The organism is Halorubrum sp. SS7 (assembly GCF_005435055.1).
Taxonomy (GTDB): Archaea; Halobacteriota; Halobacteria; order Halobacteriales; family Haloferacaceae; genus Halorubrum; species Halorubrum salinarum.
Map to the genome: position 1 here is coordinate 37,937 of NZ_SGXV01000003.1, position 24,913 is coordinate 62,849.

The following is a 24,913-nucleotide window of genomic DNA, read 5'->3' on the forward strand; positions in this document are numbered from 1 at the left end:
CGTCACGACTCTTTCTCCCGCACGGTCCCCCCGGCGAGGCCCTCCCACTCGACCCGGTAGCCGAGCCGCGAGAGCGCGGCGCTCGCGTCGTCGACGCCGTACTCGTCGAGGACCGACTCGGCCTCGGAGAGCGCCATCCCGGCGTCGATTTCTCTCCCGATCGCCTCCAGCACCGCCGGCCGCACGAGCGTCCGCCCGATCCGCTCGTGGTCGGGGAACGACTTGCCCTCGATCGCGCCGACGCTCACTCCGCGTTCGTCCGCGAGGTCGTCGAGCCCGACCACGTCCGCGTCGGGCGACAGCGCGTCGGGGAGGTCCGCGGCCGCGTCCGCGGCGAAGTCGGCCTCGTACTCGCGGAGCACGTCGACGACGTCCTTCACCCGCACCGTCCCGGAGTAGGTGACGACGCGGTGGTCGCGCGCGGCCACCTCCTCGCCGACGCCGAGGCTCTCGTCGACGGCGACCAGCAGGTCCACGTCCTCCACGTCCGCGAGCTGTCCGAGCTTCTTCTCCACGTACTCCGGGGTCCAGAAGCCCATCACCTCGAAGAACAGCCGGAAGTCGGCGTGGGCGTAGTCGAACGCGAAGTCGGGGATCATGACGCTCGCGCTCGTCTCCAGCGGCTCCGGCTCGCGGACGAGCGTCCAGTCGAGGTCGAGCCCGCGGAACCGGCCCGCGAAGTCCGCCTCGACCCCGCTGTCGAAGTCGGGCTCCGCGACGGGCTCGACGGCCGGCACCGTCACGTCGCCGTCCGAGAGGCGCATCGTGCGCTCGCGGCCGCGGTCGTCTATCGTCGCCACCAACGACCACTCCGCCGACTCCGCGACCGTCCGGAGCAGCCGCGCGAAGGCGGTCCCGTACCGCCTCGTCCGCGAGAACAGCGCGTCGGGGCCGGTGACGACCAGTTCGCGGCCCTGGGGCGTCCGCTCGACCTCGTACATCAGCCGCAGGCGCTTCACCGCCGAGACCAACCGCTTCGGGTCGTTCGACCGCACCCGAACCTCGGTGGCGTCGAACAGCGCCGTCTGGGCCAAGGAGAGATCGTACTGCTCCAGCAGGGCGTCCGGGTCCCAGCGCACGTCGGCGTCGACGAGGACCTCGTTGACGTCGCGGTCGGCGTACAGCGACGCCGCCACGTCGGCCGGCTCGATCCCCAGCGCGTCCGCGGCGCGGTCGACCGCGACCTCCCGGTCCGCCTCGCTCGCGACGCCGACCGCCTCGGCCGCCTCGAACGCCGCTCGCCGGACGCGGCGCGGCGGGACCGGCGCGCGCGTCTCGAACTCGCACTCGCGCTCGACGAGCGCCGCGAGCCCGCGGACGAGCTTGAAGTCGCCGTTCCGCGCGGCCGCGTCGGCCTCCAGGTCCGCCAGCGCGTCGTCGAGGTCGCCGCGGCGCTCGCCGACGTGCGACTCGAACGTCCCGAGCACGCGGGCCGCGAGCGGGCGGTGTTCGCGCCCCGTGAACTGCGGGCGGTAGCCGCCGCCCGCCCGGGAGACGCGCAGGAGGTCCTTCCGTAGCACGGCCGCGGCTACGCGGGTGGCGGCCTAAAACCGGTCGGGTTCCGGTCACCGGTCCGAGTCGGGCTTCCGTCTGCGGGTCGCCCGACTGTCGGGCGTCCGACCGCGTCAGTCGTCGTCGCCGGGGGCTTCCGAAGGGAACGCCACTCCGTCGACCTCGGTTCGGTCCGGGACGCGGCTCGTGTCGTGGGTGCCGACCGGCGGACGGTTCGCGCTCGCGGCCGCCGACGCGTCGAGGTCCGTCCCCTCCGACTCCGTTATCGACGACATCTCGCCGTCCGCGTCGCGCGCGTCCTGATCGATCCGCATCGAGCAGAACTCCGCGCCGCACATCGAGCAGAAGCGCGCCTCCTTGTAGTTGTCCTCGGGGAGCGTCTGGTCGTGGTACGACCGCGCGCGGTCGGGGTCGAGCGCGAGCTCGAACTGCCGCCGCCAGTCGAACTCGTACCGCGCCTCCGAGAGCGCGTCGTCCCAGTCGCGCGCGCCGGGTCGGCCGTTCGCCACGTCGGCCGCGTGCGCCGCGATCCGATACGCGGCGAGCCCGTCCCGCACGTCGTCCGCGTCCGGCAGGCCGAGGTGCTCTTTCGGCGTCACGTAACACAGCATCGCCGCGCCGGCCCGCGCGGCCTCGGTCGCGCCGATCGCGCTCGTGATGTGGTCGTACCCCGGCGCAACGTCCGTCACCAGCGGGCCCAAGACGTAGAACGGGGCACCGTCGCACACCGCCTGCTGCCGCTCGACGTTCTCGGTGATTTCGTCCAACGGGACGTGACCGGGACCTTCGACCATTACCTGAACGCCGCGCTCCCGCGCGGTCCCCGTGAGCTCGCCGAGGGTGTCGAGCTCGGCGAACTGCGCCTCGTCGCTCGCGTCCGCGAGACACCCCGGCCGGAGGCCGTCCCCGAGCGAGACGGTCACGTCGTGTTCGGCGAGGATCTCACAGATCGCCTCGAACTTCGCGTACAACGGGTTCTGTATCCCGTTCTCCTCCATCCACTCCGCGAGGATCGACCCACCTCGCGAGACGATTCCGGTCTTCCGGCCGTCAGTCAGGGGCAGGTGTTCCATCAATATCCCCGCGTGGATCGTCATGTAGTCGACGCCCTGCTCGGCCTGTTTCTCGATGACGTCGAGGAGGAGTTCGTGAGTGATCGCGTCGGCGGACTCGGCCCGCTTGACCGCCTCGTAGATCGGGACCGTCCCGATCGGCACCGGCGAGTGCGCGACGTTCGCCTCGCGGGTCGTGTCGAGCTTCCCGCCCGTCGAGAGGTCCATGACAGTGTCGGCGCCGTAGTGGACCGCCGCGTGGAGCTTCTCCAGCTCCTCCTCGACGCCGCTCGTCGTCTCGCTGTTCCCGATGTTCGCGTTGACCTTCGTGGCGAACGCCCGCCCGATGACCATCGGGTCGAGCGAGTCGTGCGCGTGGTTGTTCGGGATCACCGCGCGCCCCTCGGCGACCTCCCGGCGGACGAACTCCGGCTCGCGGTTCTCCCGCGCTGCCACGCGCTCCATGGCGGGCGTGACCTCGCCGTTCCGCGCCCGTTCGATCTGTGTCGCTGGCATAATTACCAAGTAATACCACTAATTAATATACTCTGCGGTGAGCGCCCCCTGACGCCGAGTCGGCGCACGGGTGCGACACGCTTAACCCCGAAACCCGTCGATCGAGGGGTAATGAGTACCGACGCGGCGGGCGACGCCGACGACGCCGCTTCCGGGGACGGCACCGACTCGGAGGCGTTCGTCCGCACCTGCGAACACCTCGTCGACCGCATCCTCGCGGGCGAGATCGAGCGCGACGACCTCGAACGCGCCAAGCTCGACGCCTGCTCGGAGTTCGGCTCCCCGAAGGTGCCGAAGAACACCGAGATACTGGACCACGCCCCCGCCGAGGCGCGCGACGACGTGATCGAGGTGGTCCAGCGCAAGCCCGTCCGCACCGCCTCCGGCGTCTCCCCGGTCGCGATCATGACCTCGCCGAAGCTGTGCCCGCACGGGAAGTGCCTCTACTGCCCCGGCGGCCCGGCCTCCGAGTTCTCCTCGGCGCAGTCGTACACCGGCCACGAGCCCGCTGCGGCCCGCGGCGAACAGAACGACTACGACCCGTACGGACAGGTCACGCTCCGGCTCGAACAGCTCCGGAAGATCGGCCACCCCGTCGACAAGGTTGAGCTCATCCTGATGGGCGGGACGATGACGGCGCGCTCGCACGACTACCAGGAGTGGTTCGTGAAGCGCGCGCTCCAGGCGATGAACGACTACGACCTCGACGAGGAGCCGGAGCCCGCCGAGGGCGAGTCGTTCGCGCCCGCGCCGGAGGACGCCGAGTTCGAGTACCTCGAAGACGTGATCGCCGAGAACGAGACGAACGCGATCCGCAACATCGGGACCACGTTCGAGACGAAGCCGGACTGGTGCGACCCCGAGCAGATCGACCGCATGCTCGACCTGGGCGGCACGAAGGTCGAGGTCGGCGTCCAGACCACCTACGAGCGGATCAACCGCGAGATGCACCGCGGGCACGGCAACGAGGCCTCCCGCAACGCGAACCGGCGCCTCCGCGACGCGGCGTTCAAGGTCGGGTTCCACATGATGCCCGGCCAGCCCGGGATGACCCGCGAGATGTGCTTAGAGGACTTCCGCCAGCTGTTCGAGAACCCCGACTGGCGGCCCGACTACCTGAAGATCTATCCCACCCTCGTCGTCGAGGGGACCCGCGTGTACGACCGCTGGCGCCGCGACGACTTCGACCCGCTCACCAGCGAGGAGGCGGCCGACCTGGTCGCCGACGTGATGGACCAGATCCCGAAGTACACGCGGCTCCAGCGCGTCCAGCGCGACATCCCCGCGGACTTCATCGACGCCGGCGTCCAGAAGTCGAACCTCCGACAGCTCGCGGCGCAGCGCGCCGAGGAGAAGGGGATCGTCCAGCGCGACATCCGCGCCCGCGAGGTCGGGCACAACGACGCCGACCCGGACCCGGACGACGTGGAACTCGACGTGCTCACCTACGAGGCCGGCGGCGGCACGGAGCACTTCATCTCCTTCGAGGACCCGGTCCGCGACCTCCTCGTCGGCTTCTGCCGGCTGCGGTTCCCCTCGTTCGCGCCCGGCCAGCCCGGCGCGCCCGGGACCGAGAGCGACCCGATCCGCCCGGAGCTCGAAGACGCCGCCCTGGTCCGCGAGCTCCACGTGTACGGCAACGAGGTCGGCATCGGCGGCGACGGCGACTGGCAGCACCAGGGGTACGGCACGCGGCTCCTCGAACGCGCCGAGAAACTCGCCCGCGACGCCGGCTACGACAAGGTCGCGGTCATTTCCGGCATCGGCGCCCGCGAGTACTATCGCAATAAGCTCGGCTACCGGCAGGACGGCCCGTACGTGTCGAAGCGGTTGTAGTCGGGAAACCCCGTCCGCCGACCGACTTCAGAGCGCGTCGACGACGTTCAGGTAGCCCGCGCCGTAGTACTCCTTCCCGTAGTCGTCGGGCACCTCGGCGGCCTTCTTCAGCGCGGCCTCGACCTGGTTCGCGCTGTAGTCGGGGTTCGCCGACTTGACGAGGGCCGCCGCGCCCGCGACGTTCGGCGCCGCCATCGAGGTCCCGGCCTTCCAGCCGTATCCGGGGACTTGTGTGTCGGGTTCGCCGTCTCCGTCCGTGTCAACGTAGCTGAACACGGTGTTGAACACGAGGTCGTTGAACCACGGAACGCCGGTACCGATCGCGGTCAAGTCGGCATCACCGCCCGGTGCGGCGAGCGTGATCGCGTTCGTCCCGTAGTTCGTGTAAAACGCCGGGCTCTCGGCCGGGGCGACCAGATCGCTCGTCTCCCCGTCACCGTCCGCGTCCCACCCGTAACCGATCGGTCCCGTCGAGGCGACCGACACCGCCTGCGCGCCCTCGTTCGGGAGGCTGATGAAGTTCTTGTCGTGCTGGAGGTCGGCGCTGTCGTTGCCCGCCGCGATGACGAGCAGCGTCCCCTCCTTGTTCGCGTACGTCATCGCGCTGTTGAGGACCTTCCCGTAGAACTGGCCGTTCCCCTGTCTCGGCACCGGATACGCTCCTAGGGAGAGATTCGCGACATCGGCGTCGATGTTCGCGCTGTAAACGACCGCCGCGAGGATATCAGCGAACAACGCGCCCTCCCCAGAGAACACCCGACAGTCGACGAGGTCGGTCTTCGGGGCCGTTCCGTTGACGCCGATCCCGCCGCCGTTGTCCGCGGCGACGATCCCGGCGACGTGCGTCCCGTGGTCGTCGCCGCCCACGGGATTGTGGTCGCCGCCGTCGTCGGTGAAGTTGCGGGAGAGGTCGAGGTTCAGCGGGCCCGCCAGGTCCGGGTGCGTCTCGAGGACGCCAGAGTCGATCACGGCGACCCGCGTCCCCTCGCCCTCGGTCGTCGCGTGGGCCTCGGGAACGTCCAGGTCGTCTTTGTCCCACTGGAGGAAGTCCCCCGGCTGCCCCTCGTAGTCCGAGGCGTCCAGCGTCGGCGCCTCCTCGTTCACGCCCGGCGAGTCGAGTTCGATCCGTACGTCCGCCGCGTAGCTCTTGACCGACCGCTTCACGTCGGACTCGTCGCCCCGGACGACCGCGTAGTCGATCCCGGGCATCTCGTGAACGACCGTCAGGTCGCTCAGGTCGGCCTTCCCTGCCGTCGAGACGATGAACCGATCGGTTTGCTGGGCGGCCGTGACCGTCGTGCCCGCCGCGATGCCCCCGATCAGCGATCCGCTCACCTTGAGAAAGCCACGCTTGGTAACGTCAGGCATGTTCCAGTGTCTCGGATTAAATAGATATATAACTTTCTCACAAAATTTATGTAGCATACCGTCCGCGAAAATCGTCCGGTAGCGAGGGCGAGATCCGAGCCGGCTCGCCTCCGACAACGACACGCCTTTTTCCGGCCCGCCGGTCTGTCTTGGGTATGGACCAGAAGCGGGAGCTGTCGAGCATCGACCTCGCCGCGCTCGTCACCGAGCTCAATCGGTACGAGGGCGCGAAGGTCGACAAGGCGTACCTCTACGACGACGACCTGCTCCGGCTGAAGCTGCGCGACTTCGACCGCGGCCGCGTCGAGCTCATGATCGAGGTGGGCGACGTGAAGCGCGCGCACGCCGCCGACCCGAACCACGTCGCGGACGCGCCGGGCCGTCCGCCGAACTTCGCGAAGATGCTGCGGAACCGCATGTCCGGCGCGGACTTCGCGGGCGTCGAGCAGTACGAGTTCGACCGCATCCTCACCTTCGAGTTCGAGCGCGAGGACCAGAACACCACCCTCGTCGCGGAGCTGTTCGGCCAGGGGAACGTCGCCGCGCTCGACGAGACCGGCGAGGTGATCGGGGCGCTGTCGACGGTGCGGCTCAAGTCCCGCACCGTGGCGCCCGGCTCGCAGTACGAGTACCCCGCCTCCCGGCTGAACCCGCTCGACGTGAGCTACGGCGGGTTCGAGCGCCACATGCGCGAGTCGGACAGCGACGTGGTGCGCACGCTCGCCACGCAGCTCAACCTCGGCGGCCTGTACGCCGAGGAGGTGTGTACGCGGGCCGGCGTGCCGAAGGAGACGCCGATCGAGGAGGCGACCGACGACCAGCTCCGCGCGCTCCACGACGCGCTCGCACGCATCGACGAGCGGCTCCGCTCCGGCGACGTCGACCCGCGCGTGTACGAGGAGTCGGTCAAGGGCGACGGGACCGACGGCGACGGCGGCGAGCCCCGGGTCGTCGACGTGACGCCGTTCCCGCTCGCCGAGCACGAGGACCTCCCCAGCGTCGGCTTCGACTCGTTCAACGACGCCGTCGACGAGTACTTCCACCGGCTGGGGAGCGAGGCGACCGACGACGGCGAGGCGCCCGCCGACGCCGGCGCCTCCCGCCCGGACTTCGAGGAGGAGATCGCCAAACAGGAGCGGATCATCGAACAGCAGAAGGGCGCGATTGAGGGGTTCGAGGAGCAGGCGCAGGCCGAGCGCGAGCGCGCCGAGCTGCTGTACGCGAACTACGACCTCGTCGACGAGGTGATCTCGACCGTGCGCGAGGCCCGCGAGAACGAGGTGCCGTGGGACGAGATCGAGGCGACGCTCGACGCCGGCGCCGAGCGCGGGATCGAGGCCGCGCAGGCCGTCGTCGGCGTCGACGGCGGCGAGGGGACCGTGACGGTCGAGCTCGACGAGGAGGGCGACGACGGCGGGACGACTCGGGTCGAACTCGACGCCAGCGAGGGCGTCGAGGTCAACGCCGACCGGCTCTACCGGGAGGCGAAGCGCGTCGAGGAGAAGAAGGCGGGCGCCAAGGAGGCGATCGAGTCGACCCGCGAGGAGCTGGAGGCCGTCAAGGAGCGGAAGCGGGAGTGGGAGGAGCAGCAGGCGGCCGACGACGGGAGCGACGGCGACGACGGCGACGAGGGCGACGCCGACGAGGGGGAGTACGAGACCGACTGGCTCTCGCGGTCGTCGATCCCGATCCGCAGCCCGGACGACTGGTTTGAGCGGTTCCGCTGGTTCCGCACCTCCACGGGGTACCTCGTCATCGGCGGCCGGAACGCCGACCAGAACGAGGAGCTGGTGAAGAAGTACATGAGCAAGCACGACCGGTTCTTCCACACGCAGGCGCACGGCGGACCGGTGACGATCCTGAAGGCGTCGGGGCCGTCGGAGTCGGCCGACCCCGTCGACTTCTCCGAGGAGACCCTGCGCGAGGCCGCGCAGTTCGCCGTCTCCTACTCGTCGGACTGGAAGGACGGCCGCGGCGCGGGCGACGCGTACATGGTCGAGCCGGACCAGGTGTCGAAGACGCCCGAGAGCGGCGAGTACATCGAGAAGGGGAGCTTCGTGATCCGCGGCGACCGCACCTACTTCGAGGACGTTCCCTGCCGGATCGCGGTCGGCGTCCAGTGCGAGCCGGTCACCCGCGCCATCGGGGGACCGCCGTCGGCGATCGTCGACCGTGCGGCAGCGCACGTCACCTTCGAGCCGGGGATGTACGCGCAGAACGACGCCGCGATGATGGCCTACCGGAACCTGAAAGAGCGGTTCGCGGACCAGTCGTTCGTGCGGAAGGTCGCGAGCGCCGACCAGCTACAGGAGTTCCTGCCGCCGGGCGGGTCGGACATCGTCGACTGAGGCCAGTCGTCGACCGAGGCCCGTCGTTGACCCGCCCCCGTCGCCGACGGAGCGGCACCGCGTCGGCCCGAGCGCGACGTTTTCAAGCCTCCGCGACCGAGGGGGCGCATGGCCTTCGAATCGCTGCCGGACGGCTGGCGGCTGTGGAACGAGGAGCCCAGCGGGCGGGCGATCCTCGTCTACCGCCCCGACGTCTTCGGGAGCGGCGACCTCCCCGACGAGTGTCTCCCGACGATCTACCTGACGAACGGCGCCCGGAACGCCCGGCCCGGGTCGGGCCAGTACGCGACCGACGAGTGGCACGTCGTCCTCTTCTTGGAGCCCGAGATCGAGGCGGTCACGCAGACCCACGAGAGCCGGGAGGCGGGCGCGGCCGGCGCGGTCGACGTCGCGGAGCGGTTCGTCTCCGGCGACGTGGACTACCGGGGGGCGTACCAGGTGCCCAGAGAGGAGTACTTCGCGCGCCTCGACGAGTTCGTCGGGAGCGGCGAGACGGCGTGAGTCCCGTCGGTCGGACCGCCCGACCGCGGGGGACCGCTCACCGAAATTATCCATAATCGTGTATAAATAGAGGTGAGAAGCGGGGGGATACGCCACGAACACGAGGATTTTTATCGCCGCCCGCCTCACCCTCGCGTACATGAACGCCGGTGGGGACTACGGCGGCGACGAACCGCGGGAGAAGTGCGGCGTCGTCGGCGTCTCGCTCGAAGACCGGGAGGCCGCGCGACCGCTGTACTACGCGCTGTACGCGCTCCAGCACCGCGGGCAGGAGTCGGCGGGGATCGTCACGCACGACGGGTTCCAACAGCACAGCCACGTCGAGCGCGGCCTCGTCGGCGACGCCTTCGAGGAGGGGGACCTCGCGTCGCTGTCGGGCGGCACCGGTATCGGCCACGTGCGCTACCCGACCGCCGGCAGCCTCGACAAGAGCTGCGCGCAGCCGTTCTCCGTCTCGTTCAAGTCCGGCTCGCTCGGGCTCTCGCACAACGGCAACCTCGTCAACGCCGACGAGGTGCGCGAGGAACTCGCGGAGGCCGGTCACGCGTTCACCTCCGACGGCGACACCGAGGTGATCGCTCACGACCTCGCGCGGAACCTCCTCGAAGAGGACCTCGTGCGGGCGGTCAAGCACACGATGAACCGCATCCACGGCTCCTACTCGCTGGCGATCACCCACGACGACACCGTGCTGGGCGTCCGCGACCCGCTCGGCAACCGCCCGCTGTGTCTCGGAAAGATCGACGGCGGCTACGTCCTCGCGAGCGAGTCCGCCGCCATCGACACGCTCGACGGCGAGCTGATCCGCGACGTGCGCCCGGGCGAACTCGTCGTCCTCGACCCCGACGGCACCGGCTACGACACGTACCAGCTGGTCGAACGCGACTCGACCGCCCACTGCTTCTTCGAACACGTCTACTTCGCCCGCCCCGACTCGGTCATCGACGAGAACCTGGTCTACGAGGTCCGGCGCAAGCTCGGTCGGAAGCTCTGGGAGGAGTCCGCGGTCGAGTCCGACGTGGTGATGCCCGTGCCCGACTCCGGGCGCGCGTTCGCCTCCGGCTACGCGGACGCCGCGGCCGAGACGACCGCCGACGGCGAGTCCAGGGCGGCCGACGACGGCGGCGTCGAGTTCGCCGAGGGCCTGATGAAGAACCGGTACGTGGGCCGGACGTTCATCATGCCCACCCAAGACGAGCGAGAGCGCGCGGTCCGGCTGAAGCTGAACCCGATCCGCTCGACGGTGGAGGGGAAGTCGGTCACCATCATCGACGACTCCATCGTCCGCGGGACGACCTCGACCCAGCTCGTCGAGCTGGTCCGCGAGGCGGGCGCCGAGGAGGTTCACCTCCGGATCGGCGCGCCGCCGATCCTCGCGCCCTGCTACTTCGGCATCGACATGGCGACCCGGGAGGAGCTGATCGCGGCCGACGCCTCGACCGAGGAGATCCGCGAGGAGGTCGGCGCCGACTCGCTGTCGTACCTCTCCATCGACGCGGTCGCGGAGGCGCTCGGCGAGAGCCGCGCCGACCTGTGTCTCGGCTGCGTCACCGGCGAGTACCCCTTCGACGTGGAGGGCGAAGCGACCGACCGCGATGTCGACGCGCCGGTGTCCGACCCGACGCCGGCCGACGATTAGCGACTCCGGACGGCCGAACTCGACGGTCGGATCACGCCTCGAACGCCCGGTCGCGAGCCGCGCCTTTTCGAACGCGACCCCGCACACGTTCGGCGGCGGTCCGACCGCTCGGGACGTATCGGGGGCTTAAATACGCTCACGGTTAGACGTGCGAGTATGACACCGAACGCCGACGCTGCCGAGGGCGACGCCGCGTCGATGAGCCGCCGCGGGTTCTTCCGCGCCGGGGCCGCCGGGGCGGCGGTCGCCGCGGGCGTCGCGGCCGGAAGCGGCACCGCGGCCGCCCAGTACGACGGCTGGCTCGACGACGTGAGCAACTACGACGGGACCCACGACTACCGCGGGCAGAGCGAGGTCACCGTCTCGGTCGGCGCGGGCGAGAACGGCCTGCTGTTCGGTCCCGCCGCCATCCTGATCGACCCGGGCACGACGGTCGTCTGGGAGTGGACCGGCCGGGGCGGCGGCCACAACGTCGTCGCGGACGACGGCACCTTCGACAGCGGGTCGGCGGTCTCCGAAGAGGGGACCACCTTCGAGTACACCTTCGACGACGCCGGCGACGGCGACGTGTTCAACTACTACTGCGGCCCGCACCAGTCCATCGGGATGAAGGGGGCCGTCGCGGTCGGCTCCGTCGACGACGACCTCGTCGACCCGCAGGCGGAGGGCGGCGACGGCGACTCCGGCGAGGGCGGCGCGGCCGGCTACGGCGACTGGTTCTCGAACGTCGGCAACTACGAGGGGACGCGCGACCTCCGCGGGCAGAGCGAGGTCACCGTCTCGGTCGGCGCGGGCGAGAACGGCCTCCTGTTCGACCCGCCCGCGATCCTCGTCGACCCGGGAACGACGGTCCGCTGGGAGTGGACCGGCCGGGGCGGCGGCCACAACGTCGTCGAGGAGAACGGCGTCTTCGACAGCGGCTCGGCGGTGGCGGAGGAGGGGACCACCTTCGAGTACACGTTCGACGACGCCGGCGACGGCGACGTGTTCCGCTACGCCTGCGGCCCGCATCAGTCGGTCGGCATGAAGGGCGCCGTCGCGGTCGGCTCCGTCGACGACCAGCTCATCGGCGGAGAGGGCGGTTCCGGAAGCGGTGGCTCCGGCGGCGGGAGCGGACTCTCCGCGAGCGACATCGGGACGCTGGCGCTCGGCTTCGGCTTCGCCGGCGCGCTGCTCGTCCCGCTGTTCTACGCCGCCCACCGGAAGGCCGAGCGGAACGCGTAGCCCCCCGATCTTCTCGTCGCGCTTTCGATCAGTAGACGTGGTACAGCAGCAGGTACACGCCGATCCCCATCGTGAACGAGATCAGCCAGAGGACGGCGCCGACGAACCCGACCTGCGAGTGTCTGGTCTGATAGAGGTCCGCGTACGGACGGGTCGCGGCCAGGAAGAGCGCGTGGAAGACGAACGGAACGCAGACGATGGCCAACAGGATGTGGACCGCGAGGAACGGGAGGTAGACGTACGAGTAGACGAGCTCCGGCCCGGGGAACTCGGTGGTGCCGACGTGGATCAGCCGGTAGAGGTACGCGCCGAGGAACGCGGCGAACAGCGCGAAGGAGGTCACCATGAAGTTCCGGTGCTGCTCGACGTTCCCCCGCGAGATCGCCCGCCAGCCGAGCAGGATCGTCGCGATGGCGGTGAGGGAGACGGCGGCGTTGAAGTGCGGAATCGCGGCGAGGACGGCGTCGCTCGCGCGCGGCAGCAGCGAACTCGGGATCACGCCGCCCACCGCGCCGAACACGAGCGCGAGGGCGACGACGGAGGCGACGGCGGTCAGGACGGAGACGTTCTCGCGGGCCCAGTCGGTCATGTCCGTGTGGTGGGACGCGACCCCCAAACCCGTGCCGGTTGCGGTCGCCCCGTCGAGTCGGGGGGTCGCCCGACAGTCTGCGAAACTCCGGCACGGCTCCCTCGAATGGAAGGGCTTTTAATCAGGGGAAAGGTAGGTGGAGACGCGACAGAACACCGCGAGCGTGGGTAGCCAAGCCAGGCCAACGGCGCAGCGTTGAGGGCGCTGTCCTGTAGAGGTCCGCCGGTTCAAATCCGGTCCCACGCATCGCTCGGGGCACACCCCCAACGATGCCGGTGTTGTCTCTACGACAGCACCCACGCACAATTCCTTTCGGACGTTACGCGAGGAGTGACGTCTCTGCTCGTTTGTGACCGGTAACGCAACGGCTTCTGTTACAGCCTCAAAGCTTCAGCTGCCTCCTTACGAGCGGCTGAATTGCTTCTACGATCGCATGTCCGCACCCCGGATATTGTGAAAAATAGGCACAAGATATTTTCCCAGTATGTCACACGTTCCAGATATGCCCTCCCGCCGGAATTTCCTCGCAGGAGTGAGCGTCGTAGGTGCTGTCGGGGTGGCAGGCTGCGTCAGTTCGGTCGACACAACGACAGGACGTGTTTTCGTGAAATCAATCAATGTCGAGGCGACCGCTTCCGATGGGAACGCGACCAGAATCGACCTACTCACCGTGCTGTTCGAACGCTCGGAGAATGTCCTCCACGGGCAATATGATCCCGAATACGTCGGGTCTGCTTTCGATGACCGAACCGTTACCGTCTCCGACAGTCTCCATGAGAACCTGAAAAACCGGTTCGGGGACGTTCGGTATCTCGTTAACGTAGCTCCGGTTGGCGGAAATGAGGGCCCGGTTAATGTGGCGGCCACACGGGCCGACTTCAACGAACTTACCCTCGGCGGTCGTGCCACGGTCAGTACGAGATCCGGGGAGGAGGAGTTCCGCCATCTGCGAGTCCACGACACCGAACCACGAAGTCAAGCGATATCTGAAAGTAATGTTAGATCCTTCGATCTCGAGTCAGCAATCGATTCCAACTGAGTAATTGCTGCCTGTTTGACTACTCATCACCTTTCGTTGACTCCTTACTACGTGCTGACTATGCGCTCTGTAGTCACCCGGGCGCTGAGGCCACGTCGCCGTTTGAGAATCTCAACAGAGCCGTCGGTCTCAGATCGATCGCTGGTTCCTCCAAAGCCCCAGCCGCGAGGACTCGCGCGACTCGCTGTGCTCCTCAGTCGCTCGCTCCTTGCGGTGCTTGCGTCGTCGTGCTTCGCCCTCGCGACTGCCCCTTTGAGTCCCACCCAGCACCGCAGCCTCACGCCTCCCCAGCCTCGTCGCTGGCACCCTCCGCTTCGCTCCGGGAGCCAACGACTCCCTCGCGCGTGCTCCTCGCGACCGTCTTCGGCGGCCGCTCGCAGGCACGCGCCACCGCTCAGTCAGTTATAAACACGCGCAGCGGTCTCGACTCTCCTCGCTCGCGCGAACTGCCACCCTTTTAGTCGCGCGCCGTCGGAGTGAGGCGTAATGAGTACGGACGCGACCCCCGAGTACGACTACGAGGAGCTGGGGCTCGTCGCCGGGCTGGAGATCCACCAGCAGCTCGACACGGAGACGAAGCTGTTCTGTGACTCCCCGACCGTCGAGCGCGACCCGGACGAGGCCGACCGGTCGATCACCCGCCAGCTTCACCCGACGAAGAGCGAACTGGGCGAACTCGACGACGCGGCGATGGAGGAGAGCCGGGTCGACCGCGAGTTCACGTACCTCGCGTACGACACCACCTGCCTCGTCGAGGAGGACGACGAGCCGCCCCGGCGCGTCGACGGCGAGGCGCTCTCGGTGGCGCTCCAGATCGCCGACCTGCTCGACCTCTCCGTCGTCGACCAGGCGCACGTCATGCGGAAGCTCGTCATCGACGGCTCGAACACCTCCGGGTTCCAGCGCTCGATCCTGCTCGGGCAGGACGGCGAGATCGAGACCGAGTCCGGCTCCGTGTCGGTCGTCGACCTCATGCTCGAAGAGGAGTCCGCGAAGCGCGTCGAGGAGACCGACGACGGCGTCGTCTACTCGCTCGACCGCCTCGGCGTCCCCCTCGTCGAGATCGGGACGGGCCCGGACATCCGCAGCCCCGAGGGCGCCCGGCAGGCCGCCGAGCGCATCGGCATGCTGCTCCGCTCGACGGGCGCGGTCAAGCGCGGGCTCGGCACGATCCGCCAGGACGTGAACGTCTCCATCGCGGACGGCGCCCGCGTCGAGGTGAAGGGCGTCCAGGACCTCCAGGGGATCGAGGACATCGTCCGCGGCGAGGTCGGGCGGCAGGCGGAGCTGCTCGAAATCCGCGACGAGCTCCGCGAGCGCGACGCGAGCGTCGGCGACGTGGCCGACGTGACCGACGTCTTCGCCGACACGGAGTCCGGGGTCATCCGCGGCGCGCTCGACGACGGCGGGAAGGTGACCGCAGTCCCGCTGTTCGGCTTCGACGGCCTCGTCGGCCGCGAGATCCAGACGGACCGCCGGCTCGGCACGGAGCTGTCCGACCACGCGAAGCGCCACGGCGCCGGCGGCATCTTCCACACCGACGAGCTGCCCGCGTACGGCGTCACCGAGGCGGAGGTCGACGCGCTGCGCGACGCGGTGGGCGCGGGCGAGGGCGACGCGGTCGCCATCGTCGCGGCCGACCCGGAGACCGCCGACCTCGCGATCGAGGCGGCCGCGGACCGCGCCGAGACCGCGATCGAGGGCGTCCCGGAGGAGACCCGCGGCGCGAACGACGACGGCACGACCCGGTACCTCCGCCCGCTGCCGGGCGCCGCGCGCATGTACCCCGAGACGGACGTGCCCCCGGTCGAGCCGGACCCCTCCGACGTGGAGACCCCCGAACTGCTCGACGAGAAGGCCGAGCGGTACGAGGCGGAGTTCGGCCTCGACGCCGGCCTCGCCGAGCAGGTCGCGTTCGGCCAGCGGTTCCCGCTGTTCGAGGCGGCCGTGGAGCGCGGCGTCGACCCGACCTTCGCGGCGTCGACGCTTGAGTCGACGACGACGGAGATCCGGCGCGACGGCGCGCCCGTGGAGAACCTCACCGACGACCACTTCCTCGCGCTGTTCGACCTCGTCGAGGACGGCGACCTCGCGAAGGAGGGCGTCCCCGAGGTGCTGACGACGCTCGCCGAGGACCCCGACCTGACGGCGAGCGAGGCGGTCGAGGCGGCGGGGCTGTCCGGCGTGAGCGAGGCGGAGGTGCGCGAAGCCGTCGTCGAGGTCGTCGAGCGCAACGCCGACCAGGTCGAGGCCGAGGGGATGGGCGCGTTCTCCGGGCTGATGGGCGAGGCCATGGGCGCGCTCCGCGGGAAGGCGGACGGCGAGGTCGTCTCCGACGTGCTGCGCGAGGAGATCGGCAAGCGCACGTAGCGCGCTCGTCGCCGGTTAGGCCCGTTCTTTACGTGGCGGGAGCGCCTGTTTCCGTCCGAGAACTACAGATGGCTGACTCGTCTGCGGCCGACCCGTCCGACGACTCGCCCGAGCCGGGGAGCACGCCCGACCCCGCCGTCGCGAAGACACGCGGCGACCGCGTCTCGGACGTGACGAACTGGTTCATTCACGGCGTCGAACTGGCCGCGGCGGCGCTTTTCGCCCTGCTGTTCGGTATCGGCGTGATCGACCTCGCGATCCAGATTGCCGAGTCGGTCCCCACCGGCGCGATCACCGACCCGAACACGGTCATCGGCTTCATCGAGACCGGGCTGCTGCTCCTCATCATCGTCGAGGTGTACGAGACGGTCGTCGCCTACATCGAGCAGAGCGACACGCGCCGGATCGTCAGGCTGGTGATCTACACCGGCGTCATCGCGATGGTCCGGAAGGTGATCATCTTCCGCACCACGGAGTACTCGACGACGCAGGACGCGCTGTTCGCGGCGGTGTCGTACACGATCATCATCGGCGGCCTCGTGGCGCTGCTGTTCGTCGAGCGCTCGGTCGGCAACTCGATTCTGTCCGAGTGAGCGCCGGTAGGGGGACCGCTGTCGCCGTCCGAGTGGGCCGTCAGTCCGTCAGCTCCTCGATCAGCGTGTCGAGGTCGTACGTCGCCGGCGCGCGCGACTCGTCGCGGAGCGTCGCGATGGTGAACGTCGAGTTCGTCCGCTCGACCTGCGGGATCGCCTCGAAGTCGCTGATCAGCCGCTCGACCGTGTCCGACGAGGAGAGCCGAGCGAGGACGACGAAGTCCGTCTCGCCCATCGTGAAGAACGCCTCCGTGACGCCCTCGACCGCCAGCAGCTCCTCGGCGAACTCCTCGTAGGGGCCCTCGTAGCTCGCGAGCACCTCGACGATGACGGTGACGCCGAGCCCGAGCGCCTCGTGGTCGAGGTCGTACAGGTCGTTCTCGATGACGCCGTCCTCGCGCAGGTTGTTCAGCCGGTAGTGGATCGTCGACACCGGGATCCCGGTCTCCTCGTGGAGCCGCTCGGGGCTCCCGGTGCCGAGATCGGAGATGGCCTTCAGCAGCCGCACGTCGCGCTCGTCCATACACCCGGATCGACCCCCGATCGGTTGTATATGTCGCCCGACAGGGTTGGAGTCTGCTCTAAGATACGGTGGCGGCTCGGGCGAGGAATCGAATCTGATTCGTATGTCTGATTCTTCATCCCAGATATCGGCTGTTTCGAGAGTATAGTTTAACTATAACCGCGTATTTCGAACGGATAGTCAGTGAATCTCAGAAACTTCCTCTCTACTCCGGAAGCGATCGTGGCCGCGTTCCTCCTCCTCGCGACGCTGTGGGGCACCTCCTTCGTCGCCATCGAGGCCGGCCTCCACTACTTCCCGCCGCTGCTGTTCGCGGGGGTCAGGTACGCCGTCGCGGGCGCGGTCGTGCTCGGCTACGCCGCGGTCGCCGCGGACCGGTGGACGCCCCGGGGCCGCGACGAGTGGCTCGGCGTCGCCGTCGCGGGCACGTTCGTCATCGCGGCGTACCACGGGCTCCTCTACCTCGGCGAGCTCCGGATCTCCGGCGCGGTCGCCGCGGTCGTCGTGAGCCTCTCTCCGGTCCTGACGGCCGTCTTCGCGGCCGCACTCCTCCCGAACGAGCGCCTCGGTCCGGTCGAGATAGGCGGGTTCGCGCTCGGCGTCCTCGGGGTGGTCGTGGTCGCCGACCCGGCGGCGGCCGGGCTCGGCAGCGCGGCGGTCGTCGGCGTCGGCCTCGCGCTCGCGGGCGCGGTCGCCTTCTCGCTCGGCGCCGTCCTGCTGCGACCCCTCCGCACCGACCTGCCGATCGCCGCGCTTCAGGGGTGGGCGATGGTCATCGGGGCGGGCCAGCTCCTCGTCGCCGCCGCCGCGATCGGGGAGTCGCCCGCCGCGATCGTCTGGAACCAGACGTCGATCGCGTCGCTCGCGTACCTGACGGTGCTGTCCGGCGTGGTCGCGTTCCTCCTGTACTTCGCGCTGCTCGACGCGGTCGGCCCGTCGCAGCTCCACCTCGTCGGCTACGCGGAGCCCGTCGTCGCCGCGGTCGGCAGCTGGCTCCTGCTCGGCCACCTCGTCGACGCCGAAGCCCTCGTCGGGTTCGTCGCGATCCTCGCCGGCTTCCTCGTCTTGGAGCGCCGGGAGATCGCCGACTACGTCGGCGGCGACCGCCTGACGGGATAGCGACCGGCGGAAAACCTCCGCGCCGTCAGCGGGAATTCACTCCTCGATGTCCCGGCTCAGCCCCGCGCGGAGGTCGCGGCCGAAGTAGTGCCCGAGCAGCGCGAGCGCCAGCCCGACGCCCCCGCCGACCGCGACCAGCGGGAGCCCCCACTGCGAGAGGTAGTCGATCCCGATGGGCAGGAAGCCGACGCCGAGGACGCTCGTCACCGCGCTGGCCGCGCCCGCCGCGCCGCCGGCGATCCCCGTCTCGACGTAGCGGCGCGTCGACAGCACGAGGCCGAGGAGGAACGCGGCGAGGAAGACGCCGCCCGCGGTCCCGATCGTCCCCCCGATCAGGGGGATCAGCCCGCCGACGAACACGCCGACCGCGACGGTGACGAGCGCGAGCCCGAACGCCTTCGCCGAGAACCACCGGCCCGAGACGCCGACGCGGCCGGACCCCCCGGCGCTGCCGGCGGTCCCCGCGCTCGGTTCGGCGTTCGCGGCGCCGCCGGAATCGGCGTCGGACGCCCCCTCGCCGCCGGCGAGGTCGTCGTCGAGGAGGTCGTCGAGGTCGTCCATCGGATCGTCGTCGGACGACTCGCGCTCCTTGGAGGGTTGCATACCCGACCGTTCGGGCCAGCGGACTTGGCTTTTGTGCCGCGACGGCCGTCCGGAACGTCCCCGACGACCGGGCGGAACGCCCGCGACGGCCCGCGGGAACCCCTCGACGGGCGGCCCGTGCGACGCGGTACCGTTCGCCGTTTCACCGGAAACGAGGTGTGGGGTCCGGCGTCAGTTCCCGTCCGACTCTCCGTCGCCCGCCTCGGACCGCCGCCCGCCCCACACGCGCTTGTCGACGAGCGAGACCGTCATCGGCCGGTCGACCGCGATCTGACAGGAGAGCCGGGGGTAGCCGAACCGGTCGGCGAGCCGGTCGTGCCAGTGGTCGGCGGGCGGTCCCTCCCGGACGCGGACTCCGCAGGTGGCGCACAGTCCCCGCCCGCCGCAGTTGAGGCGGCGGGTCGCGGCCGTGTACGGCGACAGCCCGGCGTCGAGCAGGACCCGGCGGAGGTTCCGCCCCCGCTCCACGTCGAGGTCGACGCGCTCGTCGCCGTCGACGACGACGAGCGACACGGTCTCCCTCCTGGACTCCGTTCGGTCCTCGCCGTCGCGGTCCACGTCGGTCATCGGGGGTCCTTCGCGCGCCGGACACAAAGCGTCGTGGACCCGACGGGGCGTTCGAGACCCGGAACGGCTTTCGGCGCGGCCGCCGGATCGGGAGGTATGGACACGCGGCGCGCGCTACTCGACGCCCTGGCGGCGGACGACGGCCCGGTCTCCGGGCCCGCCCTCGCCGAGTCGCTCGACGTCTCCCGGGCGGCCGTCTGGAAGGCGGTCGAGGGGCTCCGCGAGGAGGGGTTCGCGGTGGAGTCGACGCCGGACGGCTACGTCGCTCCCGACGACCCGGGCTACTCCGGGGCGGGCATCGCGTTCGGGCTCGACGCTCCTTACTCGGTGGAGTACCACGACCGGGTCGGGTCGACGAACGAGCGGGCCCGCGAGCTCGCGGGAGGGGGCGCCGCGGACGTCGCGGTGCTCGCCGACGAGCAGACGGGGAGCCGGGGGCGCCTCGACCGCGAGTGGGTGGCGCCGAGCGGCGGCGTCTGGCTGTCGGTCCTGACCCGCCCCGACGTGCCGACCGCGCGGGCGCCGCTCTTCACGCTCGCGGCCGCGGTCGCGACGACCGACGCCGCCCGCCAGGCCGGCGTCGACGCGCGGATCAAGTGGCCGAACGACGTGCTGGTCGCGGGCGACGGGAACGGCGAGGGCGGGGGCGATCCGGACCCGACCGGCCGCGGCGGCCGGAAGCTGGCGGGGATACTCACGGAGATGGAGGGCGAGGCCGACCGCGTGGGCTGGCTCGTCGTCGGCGTCGGCGTCAACGCCAACCTCGACCCCGAGACGCTGCCCGCGGGCGCGACGTCGCTGTCGGCCGAGCGCGGCGCCCCGGTCGACCGGCGGCGGTTCGCCGCGACGCTGCTCGAACGCTACGCGGAACTCACCGCGTCGCCCGAGGCGCTCGACGGCGTCCTCCCGGCGTGGCGCGAGCGGGCGAGCACGCTCGGGCGGCGGGTCCGCGTCGAGGCCGCCGACGGCGTCGTGGAGGGCACCGCCGTCGACGTCGCCGAGCCGGGCGCGCTCGTGATCGACACGGACGAGGGCCGGCGGCGCGTCCACGCGGGCGACTGCGAACACCTCCGCGACGCGGAGTGAGGGTGGACGCGGGGCGCGTCTTCTCCGCTATCCGGTCTCCGTCGCGTCCGAGACCCCACCCTCGGCGTCGATCCCGGCCGTCTCGCCCGCCGTCGCCGACTCGGCGGCGCTCGGCGGCTCCTCCCCGTCGCCGATCCGCACCGTCAACACCGGGACCGACGATCCCCGGACGACCTTCTCCGCGACGCTGCCGAGGAGCAGCCGGTCGATGCCGCCGCGGCCGTGGGTCCCCATCACGACGAGGTCGCAGCCCGCCTCCTCGGCGTGGGTGATGATCTCGCGGCTGGGCGACCCCTCGACGACGGCCGTCTCCACGTCCACGTCGCGGCCGGCGGCCAGTTCGCGGACCGTTTCGAGCGCCGCTTCCCCGTCGTCGTACAGCAGGTCGCCGACGCCCTCCCAGGTCGTCTCCATCGGCATCCCGGCGTACCGCGCGGTGTCGACCACGTAGATGGCGCGGACCGAGGCCCCGTGGACCGCGGCGAGGTCGAGCGCGTGGCACACCGCCAGCTCCCCCTCCGAGGAGCCGTCGGTCGGGACCAGGATCCGGTCGTATAGGGGCATGTTCACATGACTCATATCGCCGACGACGGATAACCCTTTGCGGTTCTTGCCGGTTTCTCGCCCTCGTCTCCGCCTCGGCCGCGACGGGGCGCGCGTTTATGTTCCGTCCCGTCGATGGGGACGGTATGTCCGACGAGATCCACCTCTCACGGCTCGAACCGACGCTCAAAGATCACGCGTACCCCGCGGATCGAGACGCCCTCGCCGAAGCGTTCGCCGGGACCACGGTGCTGTTCGCCGACGGCGACGCCGACCTCGGCGACCTCCTCGCCGACGTCGACCAGGAGACGTTCGAGAGCGCCGACGACGCGCACGCCGCGCTCCAGAACGTCCTCCCCATCGAGGCGCTCGGGGAACCGGGCCAGTCCGACGGCGACGCCTGACGGGGGTCCGCCTTCTCGCGCCCGGTCACTGTCTCGGACGCCGCGGCCACTCCTCACCGCTTCGCACGCCGCGGCCCCTCGTCATCGCGTCCCACGCCACGGCGCGTCTCGCATCGCTTTTCACCGCGGATCGCGGACTGGCGGTAATGAGTTACCGGATCGGTCTCGTCGGCAAGCCCTCGGTGGGGAAGTCGACGTTCTTCAACGCCGCGACCATGAACGACGTGCCGGAGGGCGCGTACCCGTTCACCACCATCGACCCGACCGTCGGCGAGGCGTACGTCCGCGTCGACTGCGCCGCCCCCGAGTTCGACGAGACGTGTACGCCGAGCGTCGGCGTCTGCCGCGAGGGGACGCGGTTCGTCCCCGTGAAGCTCGTCGACGTGGCCGGGCTCGTCCCGGGCGCCCACGAGGGGCGCGGGCTCGGCAACCAGTTCCTCACCGACCTCAACGAGACCGACGTGCTGATCCACGTCGTCGACTTCTCGGGGAAGACCGACATCGAGGGCGAGGCGACGGAGGGCCACGACCCCCGCGAGGACATCGACTTCTTAGAGGAGGAGCTCGACGCCTGGTACCTCGACGTGTTAGAGAAGGGCCTCGAGAAATACGAGACGCGGTACCAGGGCGCCGACGCCGCCGTCGAGGAGGAGCTCGCCGAGCAGATGTCCGCGTTCGGAACGGACAAGGACCGAATGAAGCGGACCATCCTCGCGCAGGGGCTCGAACTCGACCCCGAGACGTGGGACGAGACGGACAGGGTCGAACTGGCCCGCGAGATCCGCAAGCGGACGAAGCCGATGGTGATCGCCGCCAACAAGATGGACACGCCCGAGGCGCAGGCGAACTGGGAGGAGATCACTTCGGACCCCGACTACGACCACCTCTCCTTCGTCCCCGCGAGCGCCCACGCCGAGAAGGCGCTGAAGAACGCCGACGAGGCGGGCGTCGTCGACTACACGCCGGGCGAGGACGAGTTCGAGGTCGTCGGCGACGTCTCCGGCGAGCAGGCGGCCGGGCTCGACCAGATCGCCGATTTCGCCGGCGAGTACGACGGCACGGGCGTCCAGGGCGCGCTCGAAGCGGCCGTCTTCGACGTGCTGGGCTGTATCGCCGTCTTCCCCGGCTCCGCCAACGGGAGCAAAGACGAGAAGGGGGTCTTCCGCGACTGCTTCATCCTCCCCGAGGGCTCCACGACGGAGGACTTCGCGTACCACATCCACTCCGACATCGGCGAGGGGCTGCTCCACGGCACCGACTGCCGGAGCGGCCGACAGGTCGGGACCGACCGCGAGCTCTCCCACCGCGACGTGATCGAACTGGTCTCGACGAAGCAGGCGGCGCCGTAGTCGCCCCGCGCTGCCCGGGCCCTCGACGCCCCCGATCAGCTATTACCCGCCGGGGTCCAACCGCACCCCATGGAACGGACCGTCACGGTCGAACCCGAGGCCGGCCTCCACGCGCGACCCGCCTCGAAGCTGGTACAGACGGCGAACCGATTCGACGCCGACGTGTCGATCGGTCGCGCCGACGACGGCGACGACGGCCTCGTCCGCGCCGACAGCATGCTCTCCGTCAGCGGCCTGAACGTCGAACACGGCGAGTCGGTCCGCGTGGTCGCCGATGGGCCCGACGCGGAGGCGGCGCTGGACGCCGTCTGCGACCTGCTCACGAGTCCGGTCGAGGAGGCGGACGAAGCGGGGACCGACGGCGGCGACGCGGAGGACGCCCCGTGAGGACGCTCGCCGGCGTCGGAAGCACGCCGCGTGCGGGAGTCGGGACGGCGCGCTGGTACCGGCCCGAGGCCGACCTGTCGCTCCCCGACCGCCCCGACCCGGACGCCGTCGACGCCGAGTCGGAACTGGACCGGTACGGGGCGGCCCGCGACGCCGTTCGGGGGGCCCTCCGCGACGCCCGCGACCGGACGGCCCAGCGCGTCGGCGAGGAGGAGGCCGCGGTGTTCGAGGCCCACGAGGGCTTCCTCGACGACCCGACGATAATCGAGGACGTCGAGGCCGCGATCCGGGAGGGGACGCCCGCGGAACACGCCGTCGCGGACCGGTTCGACGAGGCCGTCGCGCAGTTCGAGGACATGGAGGGGCGGATGGCCGAGCGCGCCGACGACCTGCGCGACGTCCGCGACCGGCTGCTCCGCGCACTCCTCGCCGGAGACGGGGAAGCGTCGACCGCGACCGATCTCGCGGCCCTCCCGGACGGGACGATCCTGCTGGCTGAGCGGCTCACCCCGAGCGACACCGCCGCGCTCGACCCCGACGCTGTCGCCGGGATCGCGACCGTCGAGGGAGGTCGGACCTCCCACGCCGCGATCATCGCGCGGTCGCTCGCGGTCCCCGCGGTCGTCGGCGTCGACGACGCCCTCGAATCGATCGGAGACGGGGAGACGGTCCTCGTCGACGGCGAGGCCGGCGAGGTCGTCGTCAACCCCGACGAGGCCCGCCGCGACGCGATGCGGGAACCGGGCCCTGAGGTGATCCCCGAGCGCGTCGAAACGGCCGACGGCCGGGCCGTTGAGGTCGCCGCGAACGTGGGCGGCGAGGCCGAACTGGCGCCGGCCGCCGAGCGCGGCGCGGACGGGGTCGGGCTGTTCCGGACCGAGTTCCTCTTCGTCGACCGCGAGTCGCCCCCGACCGAGGACGAGCAGTACGAGGCCGTGACGGCCGCGCTGTCGGCGTTCCCCGACGACCGCGTCGTCGTCCGGACGCTCGACGTCGGCGGCGACAAGCCGGTCCCGTACCTGGACCTCCCCGACGAGCCGAACCCGTTCCTCGGGCGGCGCGGGATCCGGCTGTCGCTCGACGAGCACGCCGACCTCTTCGAGACGCAGATCCGCGCGCTGCTTCGTGCCGCGGCGACCGAGGACGGCGACAGGCTCGCCGTCATGTTCCCGCTTGTCACGCGGGTCGAGGAAGTCGAGCGCGCGGTCGACGCCGTCGAGTCGGTCGCCGACGACCTCGCGACCGAGGGGGTCGACCACGCCGTCCCGGAACTGGGGGCGATGGTCGAGACGCCCGCGGCGGCGTTCCTCGCCGACGCCCTCGCCGACCGGCTCGACTTCCTGAGCGTCGGGACGAACGACCTCGCGGGGTACGTGATGGCGGCCGACCGCGGCAACGACGCCGTCGCCGACTATCACGACCCGCTCCACCCGGCGGTGCTGCGCGCGCTCGACCGCACGACCGCGGCCGCCGAGGGGAGCGACACCTGGGTCGGGATGTGCGGCGAGATGGCCGGCGACCCGGCGCTGACGGAACTGCTCGTCGGACTCGGCTTCGACGAGCTCAGCATGAGCGCGGTGACGGTGCCCGAGGTGAAGGCGCGCGTCCGCGAGGTCGACGCCGACGCCGCGGCGTCGCTCGCGAACGAGGCGCTCGCCTGCGAGACGCGCGGCGAGGTGCTGGACGTGCTGGAGATCGGCGAGCGCGACGCGTAGCCGACTCCGGAAAACGGGGCGGCGCCGCTC

General features: G+C 70.5%; 22 protein-coding genes and 1 tRNA gene. 15 read left to right on the plus strand and 8 right to left on the minus strand.

Annotated features, from left to right (window positions below; translation table 11 throughout):
- Positions 1-2: 2 nt before the first annotated feature.
- Both EXE44_RS04445 and thiC read right to left on the minus strand, forming a co-directional pair.
- Entirely contained in the window at positions 3-1,520 is a 1,518-nt protein-coding gene (locus tag EXE44_RS04445; protein WP_137716135.1) for a DUF790 family protein, read from the minus strand.
- 105 nt (positions 1,521-1,625) lie between these two features.
- On the minus strand, positions 1,626-3,080 hold the full coding sequence (thiC, locus tag EXE44_RS04450) for a phosphomethylpyrimidine synthase ThiC (protein WP_137716136.1): 1,455 nt from the start codon (positions 3,078-3,080) through the stop codon (positions 1,626-1,628).
- A 111-nt stretch (positions 3,081-3,191) separates the two neighbouring features.
- Between thiC and EXE44_RS04455 the strand changes: the two genes are divergently transcribed.
- Positions 3,192-4,916 (plus strand): tRNA uridine(34) 5-carboxymethylaminomethyl modification radical SAM/GNAT enzyme Elp3, encoded by a 1,725-nt coding sequence (locus EXE44_RS04455; protein ID WP_137716137.1) that lies wholly within the window; start codon positions 3,192-3,194, stop codon positions 4,914-4,916.
- Between the two features lie 27 nt (positions 4,917-4,943).
- On the opposite strand, the gene EXE44_RS04460 is transcribed toward EXE44_RS04455, so the two are convergent.
- The gene (locus tag EXE44_RS04460; RefSeq protein ID WP_199241181.1) at positions 4,944-6,284 is read right to left on the minus strand and encodes a S8 family serine peptidase; all 1,341 of its coding nucleotides are present in this window, start codon (positions 6,282-6,284) and stop codon (positions 4,944-4,946) included.
- Between the two features lie 155 nt (positions 6,285-6,439).
- Here EXE44_RS04460 and rqcH point away from each other — a divergent pair, with 155 nt between their 5' ends.
- From rqcH to EXE44_RS04480, 4 genes are all read left to right on the plus strand, one after another.
- Entirely contained in the window at positions 6,440-8,632 is a 2,193-nt protein-coding gene (rqcH, locus tag EXE44_RS04465; protein WP_137716138.1) for a ribosome rescue protein RqcH, read from the plus strand.
- Positions 8,633-8,740: 108 nt separating this feature from the next.
- A complete protein-coding gene (locus tag EXE44_RS04470) occupies positions 8,741-9,133 on the plus strand; it encodes a DUF5820 family protein (protein ID WP_137716139.1) in 393 nt (130 codons plus the stop codon).
- Between the two features lie 139 nt (positions 9,134-9,272).
- A complete protein-coding gene (purF, locus tag EXE44_RS04475; RefSeq protein ID WP_137716140.1) occupies positions 9,273-10,772 on the plus strand; it encodes an amidophosphoribosyltransferase in 1,500 nt (499 codons plus the stop codon).
- Positions 10,773-10,928: 156 nt separating this feature from the next.
- Entirely contained in the window at positions 10,929-11,996 is a 1,068-nt protein-coding gene (locus tag EXE44_RS04480; RefSeq protein WP_137716141.1) for a halocyanin domain-containing protein, read from the plus strand.
- Positions 11,997-12,024: 28 nt separating this feature from the next.
- Here the strand turns inward: EXE44_RS04480 and EXE44_RS04485 are convergent, their stop codons facing one another.
- Complete coding sequence (locus EXE44_RS04485) at positions 12,025-12,585, minus strand: DUF420 domain-containing protein (RefSeq protein WP_137716142.1); 561 nt, start codon at positions 12,583-12,585, stop codon at positions 12,025-12,027.
- 161 nt (positions 12,586-12,746) lie between these two features.
- Here EXE44_RS04485 and EXE44_RS04490 point away from each other — a divergent pair.
- The 4 genes from EXE44_RS04490 to EXE44_RS04505 all read left to right on the plus strand — a co-directional run bounded on the left by EXE44_RS04490 (position 12,747) and on the right by EXE44_RS04505 (position 16,587).
- Positions 12,747-12,831 (plus strand) — tRNA-Leu (locus EXE44_RS04490).
- Positions 12,832-13,087: 256 nt separating this feature from the next.
- A complete protein-coding gene (locus EXE44_RS04495) occupies positions 13,088-13,624 on the plus strand; it encodes a twin-arginine translocation signal domain-containing protein (protein WP_158293428.1) in 537 nt (178 codons plus the stop codon).
- A 486-nt stretch (positions 13,625-14,110) separates the two neighbouring features.
- A complete protein-coding gene (gene gatE / locus EXE44_RS04500) occupies positions 14,111-15,994 on the plus strand; it encodes a Glu-tRNA(Gln) amidotransferase subunit GatE (protein WP_137716144.1) in 1,884 nt (627 codons plus the stop codon).
- A 68-nt stretch (positions 15,995-16,062) separates the two neighbouring features.
- Positions 16,063-16,587 carry a phosphate-starvation-inducible PsiE family protein gene (locus tag EXE44_RS04505; RefSeq protein WP_137716145.1) on the plus strand — a complete coding sequence of 175 codons (525 nt, stop codon included), beginning with the start codon at positions 16,063-16,065 and terminating at the stop codon, positions 16,585-16,587.
- A gap of 40 nt (positions 16,588-16,627) precedes the next feature.
- Here the strand turns inward: EXE44_RS04505 and EXE44_RS04510 are convergent, their stop codons facing one another.
- A complete protein-coding gene (locus EXE44_RS04510) occupies positions 16,628-17,110 on the minus strand; it encodes an Lrp/AsnC family transcriptional regulator (RefSeq protein WP_137716146.1) in 483 nt (160 codons plus the stop codon).
- Positions 17,111-17,293: 183 nt separating this feature from the next.
- On the opposite strand from EXE44_RS04510, the gene EXE44_RS04515 reads away from it, so the two are divergent.
- Complete coding sequence (locus tag EXE44_RS04515; protein WP_137716147.1) at positions 17,294-18,229, plus strand: DMT family transporter; 936 nt, start codon at positions 17,294-17,296, stop codon at positions 18,227-18,229.
- A gap of 36 nt (positions 18,230-18,265) precedes the next feature.
- Here the strand turns inward: EXE44_RS04515 and EXE44_RS04520 are convergent, their stop codons facing one another.
- Both EXE44_RS04520 and EXE44_RS04525 read right to left on the minus strand, forming a co-directional pair.
- A complete protein-coding gene (locus EXE44_RS04520) occupies positions 18,266-18,832 on the minus strand; it encodes a hypothetical protein (protein WP_137716148.1) in 567 nt (188 codons plus the stop codon).
- Positions 18,833-19,003: 171 nt separating this feature from the next.
- Complete coding sequence (locus EXE44_RS04525; RefSeq protein ID WP_137716149.1) at positions 19,004-19,399, minus strand: 2Fe-2S iron-sulfur cluster-binding protein; 396 nt, start codon at positions 19,397-19,399, stop codon at positions 19,004-19,006.
- A gap of 96 nt (positions 19,400-19,495) precedes the next feature.
- Between EXE44_RS04525 and EXE44_RS04530 the strand changes: the two genes are divergently transcribed.
- The gene (locus EXE44_RS04530) at positions 19,496-20,485 is read left to right on the plus strand and encodes a biotin--[acetyl-CoA-carboxylase] ligase (protein ID WP_137716150.1); all 990 of its coding nucleotides are present in this window, start codon (positions 19,496-19,498) and stop codon (positions 20,483-20,485) included.
- Between the two features lie 27 nt (positions 20,486-20,512).
- Here the strand turns inward: EXE44_RS04530 and EXE44_RS04535 are convergent, their stop codons facing one another.
- Complete coding sequence (locus EXE44_RS04535; RefSeq protein ID WP_137716151.1) at positions 20,513-21,049, minus strand: universal stress protein; 537 nt, start codon at positions 21,047-21,049, stop codon at positions 20,513-20,515.
- 125 nt (positions 21,050-21,174) lie between these two features.
- Between EXE44_RS04535 and EXE44_RS04540 the strand changes: the two genes are divergently transcribed.
- The 4 genes from EXE44_RS04540 to ptsP all read left to right on the plus strand — a co-directional run bounded on the left by EXE44_RS04540 (position 21,175) and on the right by ptsP (position 24,883).
- Positions 21,175-21,432, plus strand: coding sequence for a hypothetical protein (locus tag EXE44_RS04540; protein WP_137716152.1), 258 nt, complete (start codon positions 21,175-21,177; stop codon positions 21,430-21,432).
- A gap of 146 nt (positions 21,433-21,578) precedes the next feature.
- Entirely contained in the window at positions 21,579-22,781 is a 1,203-nt protein-coding gene (locus EXE44_RS04545) for a redox-regulated ATPase YchF (RefSeq protein WP_137716153.1), read from the plus strand.
- A 69-nt stretch (positions 22,782-22,850) separates the two neighbouring features.
- Positions 22,851-23,168, plus strand: a complete 318-nt coding sequence (locus tag EXE44_RS04550) for an HPr family phosphocarrier protein (protein ID WP_137716154.1) — start codon at positions 22,851-22,853, stop codon at positions 23,166-23,168.
- Positions 23,165-24,883, plus strand: a complete 1,719-nt coding sequence (ptsP, locus tag EXE44_RS04555) for a phosphoenolpyruvate--protein phosphotransferase (protein ID WP_137716155.1) — start codon at positions 23,165-23,167, stop codon at positions 24,881-24,883. The genes EXE44_RS04550 and ptsP overlap by 4 nt, the downstream gene beginning before the upstream one ends.
- The last annotated feature ends 30 nt before the right edge of the window (positions 24,884-24,913 follow it).